This is a genomic window from Paenibacillus sabinae T27, assembly GCF_000612505.1.
Taxonomy (GTDB): Bacteria; Bacillota; Bacilli; order Paenibacillales; family Paenibacillaceae; genus Paenibacillus_AQ; species Paenibacillus_AQ sabinae.
In genome coordinates this window covers 5,025,760-5,038,236 of the sequence record NZ_CP004078.1, presented here as the reverse complement: position 1 = coordinate 5,038,236, position 12,477 = coordinate 5,025,760, and the positions used below count along the sequence as shown (strand labels likewise).

Below are 12,477 nucleotides of genomic sequence, written 5' to 3'. Positions count from 1 at the left end.
CTAATGAAAGGAAACAGCATGCTGGTCAAGGGGCGGTTCCTGCCTCTGCTCGTCTGGATAGCAGGGCTGCTAATTGTCTGGGAGGCCCTTTCGTGGGTGCTGCTGAATGTCGCGCATACGCCGCTGGCCCAATCGAAGCTGCCCTATGTGCATGAGCTGATCGCCACGCTCTTTCAGTACGGCGGAACGCTTCTGAAGGAGGGGGCTGCAACCTTCGGGAACGCTGCCGTCGGCTTTCTGCTCGGCGCCGCCGCAGGCGTGCTGCTCGCGGTGCTGATGAGCGTGTCGAAGACGATCGAGCAGCTTACCTTCCCTTATGCCGTCGCTTCGCAGATGATACCGATTCTGGGGCTTGCCCCGATCATTTACGGTATTGTTCGCGATGAACAGATTTCGCGGATTATTATCTCGGGTTATATTACGTTCTTTCCCGTATCACTCAACATGCTGCGGGGGCTGCGAAGCGTCGATCTTTCGGCGCTGGAGCTGATGCATTCCTACGCGGCGAAGCCTTGGGCCGTTTACACGAAGCTGCGGCTCCCCGCCGCTCTGCCCGGCTTGTTCAGCGGCCTGAAGATCGCCGCTCCGCTTGCGGTTACCGGCGCGATTCTGGTCGAGCTTATGGGCGCGCAGCACGGCATCGGCGTCATTATGCTGCGCAACCTGTACTACGGCCCTTCCCATACGTACATGTTCTGGTCGACCATTATCATCGGCGCGTTTCTCGGCATGGCCAGCTATGGGCTGATGAGCCTGATCGAGCGTCTCGTCTCCCCTTGGCAGCCTGAATTCCGTCCGAAAGGAGGGGGACGCTGATGGAAAGCAATACCGTTCGCGAAGCCTCATTCGTCTCACCCCACGGCCAGGAGGACGGAAGCCGCCCGCAGGCCGCTTCCGGGGCCGCGACTCCCTCGCAGGAGCGCAAGCCGAAGCGGCGTTCGCGCAAGCCCGCCGTCTTCCGCGTCATTCTGCCTGTGCTTGCGGGCGTTCTGTTTCTGGCGCTGTGGGAGCTGCAGGTCATCCATAAAATATTCGATCTGAAGAAATACCAGCTGCCGCTGCCGTCGGCGATTGCACGGGCGATGGGTGACAACATGAGCCTGCTGCTGTCCTATACGGGCTACACCCTCACCGAAGCCGTGCTGGGCATGCTCGCCGGTTCGCTGATCGGCTTCGTCATTGCGCTGGTCGCCACGGCCTGGCCGAGATGGGGCGGCGGAAGCCTTACGCTGGTCGCCGCGCTCAACGCCGTTCCGATCGTGGCGCTCGCGCCGATCATGAACCTGTGGTTCGGCGACGGGCTGGGCTCCCGCATCGCCATTGTGACGGCGACGACGATGGCGGCGATGGCGATCAACGCCTACAAAGGGATGGCCGCCATCCATCCGCTGGCGCTGGATCTTATGCATTCCTACGCTGCGCCCAAATCGGCGGTGTTCCGTCATCTACGGATCAAGAACAGCCTGCCCTACGTCTTCACCGCGCTGAAGATCAACGCGACGGCCAGTATGATCGGAGCGATCGTCGGCGAATTTTTCTTCTCGTCGAGAGGTCTGGGTTACCTGCTGTCCAATTCGATCAAAGTCGCCAAGATGCCCCTCGGATGGGCGTGCATCGTGCTGGCCGCGATCGCCGGCGTGATTTTCTATCTGGTGGTGGAGAGGCTGGAGAAGGTGTTTATCCGCTGGCATCCTTCGCGCCGGGCTTCATAAGGCAACAGATTAACCGGTACAACCGGCCGTTAGCTTCAGGATACAGCACCTTGGTCTTCAGGCCGTTTGCATACAGCACATCATGATGGCAGCCATATTGCTTTCAGTAATCGATTAACACATGCATTTCAAATTTTATCAGTGGGGGGAATTCGATTGATGAGCGTAAAAAACAGAAAATTTCGCGGTGTGCTGTTATTGGCGGTAATGGCGTTGGTTTTGTCGGTCCTTGCAGGCTGTGGAGGAAACAATAATGCTTCTTCCGGAGAAGCTCCGGCGCCTTCGGCGGGAAGCTCGGCTGCTCCCGAAGCAAGCACGGCACCTGCGGAGCTTGTTCCGGTCAAGCTGCAGCTGAAATGGGTGCCGCAGGCCCAATTTGCCGGGTACTACGTGGCACTTAGCAAAGGCTACTACAAGGACGAAGGTCTGGACGTTCAAATCCTGCCGGGCGGACCGGATATCGTTCCCGAGCAGCAGGTTGCGGGCGGATCGGCCGATATCGGCGTCGATTGGGTAGCGAGCTTGCTGACGAGCCAGGAGCAGGAAATGCCGCTGGTGCAAATCGCGCAAATTTTCCAAAAGAGCGGTCTCGTGCTCGTCTCCAAGAAATCGGCCAATATTAACACGCCTGCTGATCTGAAGGGCAAACGGGTCGGCAACTGGATGGGCGGCAACGAGTTCGAGCTGCTGGCGCTGTTTGACAAGTACAAGCTTGATTCTAACAAAGATATCAAATTCACGAAGCAGGGCTTTACGATGGACCAATTCCTCGGCGGCGAGCTGGACGCGGCTTCCGCGATGACGTACAACGAGTACCAGGTTGTGCTGGAGTCAGGCGTCAAACCGGAAGAGCTGAACGTCATCGACATGAACGACGAAGGCGTCGCCATGCTGGAAGACAATCTGTTCGCCAACAAGGAATGGCTGGAAGCCAATAAAGAGACGGCGGCCAAATTTGTCCGCGCTTCGCTCAAAGGCTGGAAGGACGCTATTGCCGATCCGGCTGCGGCGGTGGACATTGTGATGGCACAGGCCGAAGCGGGCAGCACGACGAAAGAGCATCAGCTGAAAATGATGGAGGAAGTCGCCAAATTGATTCAGCCGGAAGGCTTCGACATCGCCAAGCTGGGCTACACGGACGAAGCTGCATTCAAGCAAACCGCGGACATCGCTCTGAAGTTCGGCGTTATCAAGAAAGAGGTCAATCTGTCCGAAGCGTACACAAACGAGATTATGGACATGGCTTCAAAATAATCCGACCGCTCCGGTCAACGTATTGACGTATTTGTGAATCCTGCGGCCTCCGTGAAATCCCTGACAACCCACCTTAACCTGTGCGGATCTGATTTTGCGGGGGCGGCTTTTTACCCAAAAATATGGAAAAATTTATAAGTTTTACGTTTAATCCGGAAGCTTAGAAACAGATACTCCGCTTTGCGAGAGGTACTTTACAGGAGAAGAGGTGACTTGCATGTCTCTTTTGGTCAAACAGACCGAAAAGGTGAGAAATTTTATCAACGGGCAATGGGTAGAGTCGACTTCCGGACGGGAGGAGGAAGTATTCAATCCCGCAACGGGCGAAGTGCTCGCTTACGTGCCGCTGTCCAGCCGTGAAGAACTGGATGCCGCGGTCACCGCGGCGAAATCGTCTTTTGCAAGCTGGAAAAAAATTGCCGTGCCCCGCCGGGCCCGCTATTTCTTCGAATATCAGCAGCTTCTGCTGAAGCATACGGAAGAACTGGCGGAGCTGATTACGCTGGAGAACGGCAAGAGCCTGGAAGAAGCGCGCGGCGAGGTGCAGCGCGGCGTCGAATGCGTGGAGTTCGCCGCTGGCGCGCCTACCTTGATGATGGGCAGCCAGCTGCCGGACATCGCTACGGGCATCGAGTCGGGAATGTACCGCTATCCGCTCGGCGTAGTCGGCGGGATCGCGCCGTTCAATTTCCCGATGATGGTGCCGTGCTGGATGTTCCCGCTGGCCATCGCCTGCGGCAACACGTTTGTGCTGAAGCCGTCGGAGCGGACGCCGCTTCTTGCGAGTCGTCTTGCCGAGCTGTTCGCGGAGGCGGGGTTCCCGCCGGGCGTGCTGAATATCGTTCACGGGGCGCATGAAGTCGTGAACGGCATGCTGGAGCACGAAGATATCAAGGCGATCTCCTTCGTCGGCTCCCAGCCGGTCGCGGAATACGTCTACAAGAACGGCAGCGCGCACGGCAAAAGGGTGCAGGCGCTGGCCGGAGCGAAGAATCACTCGATCGTTCTGCCCGATGCCGACATGGACAACGCGGTGAAGAACATTACCGCCGCCGCCTTCGGCTCCGCGGGCGAGCGCTGCATGGCCTGCTCGGTCGTGGTCGCCCATGAGGCGATCGCCGACGATTTGGTGGCGCGCCTTCAGGCTGCCGCCGACAATCTCAAGATCGGCAGCGGCCTGGAAGCCGGGGTGTTCCTCGGACCGGTCATCCGCCAATCGAATAAGGAACGAACGGTGTCGTATATCGAAGCTGGAGTGCGGGAGCAGGCGTCGCTTGTCCGGGACGGCAGGAAGGACGCCGCCGCCGAAGGCGCAGGCTACTTCATCGGCCCGACGATATTCGATCATGTGAAGCCGGGAATGACGATCTGGCAGGACGAGATTTTTGCCCCTGTACTGGCCGTCGTTCGCGTCAAGGATCTGGCCGAAGCGATTGAAGTCACCAATCGTTCGCCGTTCGCCAACGGCGCCTGCATCTACACTGACAGCGCCAAGGCGATCCGCGAGTTCCGGGAAGAGATTGATGCCGGCATGCTCGGAGTTAATCTGGGCGTGCCCGCGCCGATGGCCTTCTTCCCGTTCTCGGGCTACAAGAAGTCGTTCTATGGGGACCTGCATGCCAATGGACGCGACGGCGTAGAGTTTTATACACGCAAAAAAATGATTACAGCCCGCTACTGACCGAAAAGAAACGGCCGCGGGGCTTGAGAGGGGATAAACGTCAATGCTCAACACGGGGATAGAGGGCGAGCTTGCACTCAGCAAAGACCGGAAATATCTGTGGCACCACATTTCGCCTTACAGCGAAGCCAATCCGCCGATGATCGCCGCGTCCGCGAGCGGTTCGTGGATTACCGATATTGACGGAAAAAAATATCTGGACGGCATGTCGGGCCTGTGGTGCGTCAATGTAGGCTACGGCCGCAAGGAACTGGCTGAAGCTGCATATAATCAACTGCTGAGCCTTCCTTATTTTCCGCTGACGCAGAGCCATATGCCGGCTATTCTGCTGGCCGAGAAACTGAATGAATGGCTGGGAGACGAATACGTCATCTTCTTCTCCAACAGCGGTTCGGAAGCGAATGAAACGGCGTTTAAAATGGTGCGTCAGTACCAGCAGCAGATCGGCCAGCATTACCGGCACAAGTTCATTGCCCGCTACCGGGGGTATCACGGCAATTCGTTCGGTGCCCTGTCCGCGACGGGGCAGGCCCAGCGCAAATACAAATACGAGCCGCTGAGCGGCGGCTTCCTGCATGTGGCGCCGCCGGACAGCTACCGCCGTCCCGCTGGGCAGTCCGTGGAGGAATTCAATCTGCTGATGGCCCAGCAGATCGAAGACACCATCATCTGGGAGGGCGCGGAGACGGTGGGAGCGGTCATCATGGAGCCGGTCATCACCGGCGGCGGCGTCATTGTGCCGCATCAGGTCTACATGGACCGGGTGCAGGAAATCTGCAAGAAACACGGCGTGCTGCTCATTATCGACGAAGTCATCTGCGGCTTCGGCCGGTCGGGGCGCCGGTTTGGGCATCATAACTTCGGCGTGAAGCCGGATATCGTGACGATGGCCAAAGGGCTGACCAGCGCCTATCTTCCGCTGTCGGCGACCGCCGTCCGCAAAGAGATTTATGAAGTCTTCAAGGATAACAGCGACGACTACGGCTATTTCCGCCATATCAATACGTTCGGCGGCAATCCCGCCGCCTGCGCCCTGGGCCTGCGCAACCTGGAGATCATGGAGCAGGAGAAGCTCGTTGAGCGCGGCGATCTTCTCGGCAAGCGGCTGAGCGCAGGACTATCCGAGCTGCTCGGGCACAAGCTGGTCGGCGACGTCCGCAGCTTCGGACTGATCACCGGCGTAGAACTGGTGGCGGATAAGCAGACCAAAGAGCCGGCTCCGCTTGATACAGTTAAGGGCATCATCGCCGAATGCAAGGCCAAAGGCCTGATTATTGGCAAGAACGGCGATACAGTCGCGGGTTACAACAACGTGCTGACATTCGCCCCTCCGCTCGCCTCGACCGATGAGGATATCCAGTTCATCCTGGATACCTTCACAGAGGTAATGAACGGGAGCTGGGCACAGTAAGCTTCTCCGGGTATAGGAACTGATAAGCCCGCAGAGCGACCTGGATCGATATGCGGTTCTCCGGCGACATGAAGTCTTCGCCGAGGAGCTCGGTGATTTTATCCAGGCGGTAATATAGGGATTGTCTGACGATGAACAGCTTCTTTGCGGCGATCTGCTTGGAGCCGTCGTGATCCAGATAGACGCGCAGCGTTAGCAGCAGCTCGCTGCCCTTCTGCTGGTCATGGTCGATCAACGGGCCGAGATAGGTGCGGATAAAGTTCTGCAGCGTCTTGCCGTCGTTGAGGTTCAGCAGCAGCTGGAAGACGCCAAGCTCTTCGTAGAACAGGATCGCCTTCTGGTGACAGGGATAGAGCGAGAGCGCCTGTACCGCTTCGCGGTAGCCGGAAGGGGCCTTCTTCAGCTGGGTGTGCGATTTGCCGACGCCGATCATCAGCTGAAGATCCTTCAGCTTCTCGTCGGAGCGGATGTTCTGCAGGGCTTCGAGCGCCTGCTGCAGCCGGGTCCGGCCGGGCGATTTGGACTGAATGTCCAATGCGATGACGGTCAGGCGGTTATTTTTCAGCGTAATCAGCGGCCGGAACAAGTATTTCTCGAAAATGGAACGCAGGACGAGCGAAAGGTGAAACGTAATTGATTCCCATTCGTTCTCCGAGCTGTTCCATTTTACGTTTCGGGGGTTTTCGATCTCGATCAGGCACACACGGTAGGGCAGCTCGTTGACGATGCCGAAGTCCGGGCCGATCAGGCTCTTGAGCCGGTTCTCGTCGTCGATGCGCCCGTTGATCAGTTCGTCGACCCACAGATTCTCGGAGAACAGCTTGCGCTCCTCCATATAGCGCGTGCGCAGCAGCTCCTGCGCGATGGACAGCGATGCGGAATCGAGCAGCAGGCAGTCGAACTCCTGCGGCTTGTGCGGGCAGACCATCAAGAGGTAGGCCCACGTCTGGTCGAGGGCGCCGACCGGCTTCAGCACGACGGTCTTGCCGCCGAATTCGCGGAAGATGGGGGCCGCGTCCGGCTGGTGCACTCCCTCCATCTCCTCGTAAAAGGCCGAGAAGAAGCGCAGCAGCGGCCCCTGCTCCTCCGGCGACAGCGCGGGGAAGAATTGCGGTTTGCCCTGGAGCTGCATGTAGAGAATTTGCGTCCGCGTGCTCTTGGACAGCAGCTGCAGCACCTTAACCGTGCCCTGCGAGGTCAGTGTCAGCCGGTGGAACTCACGGGAGATGCTCTCCAGTTCCTCCAGCATGCGGTGGTGGCGGTTGATGATCAGCGAATGCAGGTCGAGCGTGATGTCGACGAACCGGACCGTGCGGTTGAAGACGATGAGCGGGAAATCATGCTGGTTCGCCAGCGCGATCAGTTCCTCCGGTACGGAGTTGAAGTATGTGCCCAGCTCGATGCATAGACAGGCGGCGTTCTTTTGGATCAGGTATTCCAGAAATTCCAGGGAGGAAGGGAGATCGACGCTCATCCCGATGCCCGTTGTAAGTATCATTTCCTGGCCGTGAATCAGGCTCTCGACGCTGGCGCTTTCCAGCACATGCACCCAGCGGATTGCCCGGTCCAGCCCGGTGGCCCCTCCGACGACGGCCGCATCGGCAAACAGCGGTCTTTTCAGCGCTTCCCGAATAGTAAATACAAGTTCCCAGTCCATACTCATCCTCCTTCTCTATGACAGCGTGGCGCCTTTCTTCTTCTATCGCAGCAGCTATTCTAAGACGTTTCTCGCCCGTAAAAAAAACACTTTTGAAATTAGACAATATGTCTAATGTAACGAAAAAATGAATTGACTATGATTTGAATATAGAATGTCAGGATAATTAACCTGATCAGGCAGAAATGAGCACATATTTTTAGGTATACAGCTTATTTTACTATATTAATCTGCCAAAGTAAGTAGAATTTTAAGGCAAAAATCGTAATTGTGTTATATTATATAACATATACTGGAGGGATCACCGATGGAACAAACTTCTTCGTTGACTGCTTTTACACCTGACATGTTCATGCGGAATTTCGCCGAGTCCGAGCCGGGTCTTACCCGCAAAGGCGCTGCCGAAGAGTCCAACCGATGTCTCTACTGCTACGACGCCCCTTGTATCAAGGCTTGTCCGACGGGAATCAACATTCCTTCCTTTATTAAACGCATTGCTACGGACAACCTGAGAGGCGCCGCCCAGACAATTATGGAGTCCAACCCGGTAGGCGCAAGCTGCTCCCGTGTCTGCCCGACCGAGGAGCTGTGCGAAGGAGCCTGCGTGCTGAATGACGCTTCCGAGCCGATACAAATCGGCCTGCTTCAGCGTTATGCGACAGATTGGGCGATGAATCATGATGTGAAGCTGTTCGAGGCCGGTGCTCCGACTGGGAAAAAGGTTGCCGTGATCGGCGGCGGTCCGGCCGGCTTGTCAGCCGCCAGAGAGCTGGCCCGCGAAGGGTTCTCCGTCGTGATCTACGAAGCGAAAGAACAGGCCGGAGGCCTGGACACACACGGCATCGTTTCCTTCCGTCTTCCGCAATCCGTCTCCCTGTGGGAGGTGGAGCAGGTCGAGAAGCTCGGTGTGGAAATCCGCACAGGCGTCAAGGTGGGGACGGATGTAACGGCGGATGAGCTGAAAGCCGAATACGACGCCATCGTGCTCGCAGCCGGCATGGGGTATGTGCCCGAGCTGGGCATCCCGGGCGAGGAGCTGGCCGGCGTGTATGACGCCATCAAGCTGGTGGAATCGACCAAGACGGGCGTTTTCAATCCGGAGCTGATCGGTCAGCGGGTCGCCGTCATCGGCGCCGGCAACACGGCGATTGACGCCGCAACCTGCTCTGTGCGGCTCGGAGCGTCCAACGTGAAGATGGTCTACCGCCGCACCCGCGAGGAGATGACGGCCTACGACTTCGAGTTCGAATTCGCCAAGCAGGAAGGCGTCGAGTTCAGTTGGCTGACGCTGCCAAAGCGCATTATCGGCGACGAGTCAGGCAAGGTGACCGGCCTGGAATGTGTAACGATGAAGCTGACCGGTGAGGCCGGCAGCGACGGCAGGCTGAAGCCGATGCCGGTGGAAGGCTCCGAATTCATCATGCCGGTGGAGGCCGTCGTGCTGGCGATCGGGCAGAAGCGCCATACCAGCCTGATCGAGCATCTTGGTCTTGAGCATGAGTGGGGCGTCGTTGCCATCGACGAGGAGACCCACCGGACCTCCGATCCGAAGGTTTATGCGGCGGGCGATATCGTCTTCGGCTTCGGCAAAGGCGAAGCCATGGTCGTATCGGCTGCTCAGCAGGGCAAACTGGCCGCACACGCTATCATCAAGCAGTTCTCGCCGCAGCAAGGCAGCGTTGTCGGCTCTGCGGTGTAATCATATATTTTTCCAGGGAGGGAATTAACAATGGCAGATTTGAGAGTCGATCTCGCAGGAATCAAGTCCCCCAATCCGTTCTGGCTGGCCTCGGCCCCGCCTACCAATACAGGCTATCAAGTGCAGCGCGCTTTTGAAGCGGGCTGGGGCGGAGCCGTATGGAAGACGCTTGGCGATCCGATCATCAATACATCCGCGCGTTTTGCGGCCGTTAATTTTAACGGACAGCGCGTGGCGGGCTTTAACAATATCGAGCTGATTACGGACCGTCCGCTTGAAGTCAATCTGAAGGAAATCTACGAGACCAAGAAGCGATTCCCGAATCACGCCGTGGTCGCCTCCCTGATGGTGGAGCCCAAACAGGAGAAGTGGCATGAAATCGTCAAAAGAGTCGAGGATGTCGGCGTGGACGGCCTGGAGCTGAACTTCGGCTGTCCGCACGGGATGGCTGAGCGCGGCATGGGCGCCGCTTCCGGCCAGCAGCCCGATCTGGTGGAGGCGCAGACGTATTGGGTAAAAGAAGTGGCGACAACACCCGTCATCGTCAAGCTGACTCCGAACATTACCGACATTACGGTTACGGCTCGCCACGCCGTCAAGGGAGGCGCCGACGCGATCAGCCTGATCAACACGATCAACAGTCTCGCGGGAGTGGACATCCATACGTGGAACACGATCCCCCACATCGGCGGCAAGGGAGCTCACGGCGGTTACTGCGGCCCGGCCGTCAAGCCTATCGCACTGAACATGGTGGCCGAATGCGCCCGCCACCCCGAGATCAACGTTCCGATCTCCGGCATCGGCGGCATTTCTACCTGGCAGGACGTTGTCGAGTTCATGCTGATGGGCTCCACCGCGATCCAGATATGTACGGCGGCTATGCATCACGGCTTCCGGATCGTAGAGGAAATGATCGATGGCCTGAACAATTATTTGGATGAGAAGGGGCTTGCATCCGTCACTGAACTGACCGGCAAATCGGTGTCCAAATACTCGAACTGGGGCGACCTTGACCTCAACTATAAAGTAGTGGCCCGAATCAACGAGGACAACTGCATCAACTGCAACAAATGCCATATTGCCTGCGAAGACACTTCGCATCAATGCATCGACATGCTGACCAATGCGGAAGGCAAGGCGATTCTGAAGGTGCGCGAGGAGGATTGTGTCGGCTGCAACCTGTGCTCCATCGTCTGCCCGGCGGAAGGCGCTATCGACATGGTGGAGGTGGACAGCGGCCTGCCGCCGATGACGTGGAACGAGCGTCAGCGCGTCGTGGGCAGCTTGGGCGGTGCTTATTCCAAAGCGGAGGTGGTATAAGGATGAAGAAGATCATCAAGAACGGAACGATTGTAACGGCAGCGGACACGTTTACCGGGGATGTCGCGATCGAGAATGGCATCATTACGGAAATCGGGCTTAACCTGCAAGCGGAAGCCGCCGAGATCGTCGACGCTTCCGGCTGTTATGTCTTCCCGGGCGGGATCGACCCGCATACGCATCTGGATATGCCGTTTGGCGGCACCGTGACAGCCGACGACTTCGAGACGGGTACCATCGCCGCCGCCTACGGCGGAACGACAACGGTGATCGACTTCTGCCTGACGAGCAAGGGGCTGCCGCTTCAGCAGGCGGTGAATACCTGGCATGAGAAGTCGCAGGACAAAGCCGTGATCGACTACAGCTTCCACCTGATGGTGTCCGAGCTGAACGACCAGGTGCTCGCGGAGCTACCGCAAATTATCGAGAACGAAGGCATCACTTCCCTTAAAGTGTTCATGGCTTACAAAAATGTGCTTCAGGCCGACGACGGCACGCTCTACAAGACGCTCCAGGCCGCGAAAAAAGAGGGCGCGCTCGTCATGGTCCACGCCGAGAACGGCGATGTGATCGACTACCTCGTCAGCAAAGCGCTGGCCGAGGGCAACACCGATCCGATCTACCATGCGCTGACCCGGCCGCCTGAGCTGGAGGGCGAGGCCACGGGCCGCGCCGCCTATTTGACCGAGCTTACCGATTCGCAGCTGTATGTGGTGCATGTAACCTGCGCCGAAGCGGCGTGGAAGATCGAGGAGGCCCGCAAGAAGGGGCTGCGCGTCTACGGCGAGACCTGCCCGCAGTATCTGGTGCTTGACCAGACCGCGCTTGAGAAGCCGAACTTTGAGGGCGCCAAATATGTATGGTCCCCGCCGCTGCGCGAGCAGTGGAATCAGGACGTGCTGTGGAAATCCCTCTGGAACGGCAGTCTGCAGACGATCGGCTCCGACCAATGCTCCTTTAACTTCAAGGGCCAGAAGGAGCTGGGTCTCGGCGACTTCTCGAAAATTCCGAACGGCGGGCCGACGATTGAAGACCGGTTCACCATTTTGTACTCGGAGGGTGTGGAAAAAGGTCGCATCTCCCTGAACAAGTTCGTGGACATTATCTCGACGACCAGCGCGAAGCTATTTGGCCTGTTCCCGCAAAAAGGAACGATTGCCGTCGGCAGCGACGCCGATATCGTCATTTTCGATCCGTCGGTGCAGCGGACCCTTTCCGCCGAAACCCATCATATGAACGTCGACTATAATGCCTTTGAAGGCTTTGAGGTGAAGGGAGAGCCGGTATCCGTACTGAGCCGCGGCGAGTTCGTCATCCGCGACAAACAGTTCGTGGGCAAGGCGGGCGCCGGCAAGTATTTGCAGCGTAAACGGTTTGGAACCGCACCGGTGGTGCCGGCCAAAGCCGAGATCAGTGGAGGGGTGGTTTAATGTCCGCATACGATGATTACGCCAAAGAGAAGCAGGATATCGACGCTCTGCTAGATCAAGGCTATACCGTTACCGGTATGCTGGAAACGCTGGACGGAGCCAAAGTGAAATTTGACGGAGGAGAGCCGGGGAGCGGAAGCGTTGAGCTAATGTTGTTGACGGCGGATGCCCGAAAATATGTGACGACGCTCGTTTTTGCGGGCTTGCAGAAGGCGCAGTAGACGTCTCACCATACATGAAAAGCGTACACCCGAAAGCCTTGGGGGTGCGCTTTTTTTGAAATATAAGACTTTATAAGCTTCGCCCCTATCGT

General features: G+C 57.7%; 10 protein-coding genes. 9 read left to right on the top strand and 1 reads right to left on the bottom strand.

The window, feature by feature from the left end:
• Positions 1–3: 3 nt before the first annotated feature.
• From PSAB_RS23200 to PSAB_RS23180, 5 genes are all read left to right on the top strand, one after another.
• A complete protein-coding gene (locus PSAB_RS23200; RefSeq protein ID WP_025336946.1) occupies positions 4–816 on the top strand; it encodes an ABC transporter permease in 813 nt (270 codons plus the stop codon).
• Entirely contained in the window at positions 816–1,712 is an 897-nt protein-coding gene (locus PSAB_RS23195; RefSeq protein WP_025336945.1) for an ABC transporter permease, read from the top strand. The genes PSAB_RS23200 and PSAB_RS23195 overlap by 1 nt, the downstream gene beginning before the upstream one ends.
• A 159-nt stretch (positions 1,713–1,871) precedes the next feature.
• Positions 1,872–2,966, top strand: coding sequence for an ABC transporter substrate-binding protein (locus PSAB_RS23190; RefSeq protein WP_025336944.1), 1,095 nt, complete (start codon positions 1,872–1,874; stop codon positions 2,964–2,966).
• 217 nt (positions 2,967–3,183) lie between these two features.
• Positions 3,184–4,647, top strand: coding sequence for a CoA-acylating methylmalonate-semialdehyde dehydrogenase (locus PSAB_RS23185; protein ID WP_025336943.1), 1,464 nt, complete (start codon positions 3,184–3,186; stop codon positions 4,645–4,647).
• A 43-nt stretch (positions 4,648–4,690) separates the two neighbouring features.
• Entirely contained in the window at positions 4,691–6,058 is a 1,368-nt protein-coding gene (locus PSAB_RS23180; RefSeq protein WP_025336942.1) for an aspartate aminotransferase family protein, read from the top strand.
• On the opposite strand, the gene PSAB_RS23175 is transcribed toward PSAB_RS23180, so the two are convergent.
• Complete coding sequence (locus PSAB_RS23175) at positions 6,024–7,715, bottom strand: PucR family transcriptional regulator (protein WP_025336941.1); 1,692 nt, start codon at positions 7,713–7,715, stop codon at positions 6,024–6,026. The two genes, PSAB_RS23180 and PSAB_RS23175, sit on opposite strands and share 35 nt — an antisense overlap.
• Before the next feature lie 307 nt (positions 7,716–8,022).
• Between PSAB_RS23175 and PSAB_RS23170 the strand changes: the two genes are divergently transcribed.
• Genes PSAB_RS23170 through PSAB_RS23155 form a run of 4 tightly spaced genes read left to right on the top strand, consistent with a single transcriptional unit; the run spans position 8,023 to position 12,385 of the window.
• The gene (locus tag PSAB_RS23170; RefSeq protein ID WP_025336940.1) at positions 8,023–9,414 is read left to right on the top strand and encodes an NAD(P)-dependent oxidoreductase; all 1,392 of its coding nucleotides are present in this window, start codon (positions 8,023–8,025) and stop codon (positions 9,412–9,414) included.
• Positions 9,415–9,444: 30 nt separating this feature from the next.
• On the top strand, positions 9,445–10,734 hold the full coding sequence (preA, locus tag PSAB_RS23165; RefSeq protein ID WP_025336939.1) for an NAD-dependent dihydropyrimidine dehydrogenase subunit PreA: 1,290 nt from the start codon (positions 9,445–9,447) through the stop codon (positions 10,732–10,734).
• A 2-nt stretch (positions 10,735–10,736) separates the two neighbouring features.
• Positions 10,737–12,164 carry a dihydropyrimidinase gene (gene hydA / locus PSAB_RS23160; RefSeq protein ID WP_025336938.1) on the top strand — a complete coding sequence of 476 codons (1,428 nt, stop codon included), beginning with the start codon at positions 10,737–10,739 and terminating at the stop codon, positions 12,162–12,164.
• Positions 12,164–12,385, top strand: a complete 222-nt coding sequence (locus PSAB_RS23155; protein ID WP_025336937.1) for a hypothetical protein — start codon at positions 12,164–12,166, stop codon at positions 12,383–12,385. The genes hydA and PSAB_RS23155 overlap by 1 nt, the downstream gene beginning before the upstream one ends.
• Positions 12,386–12,477 lie beyond the last annotated feature (92 nt).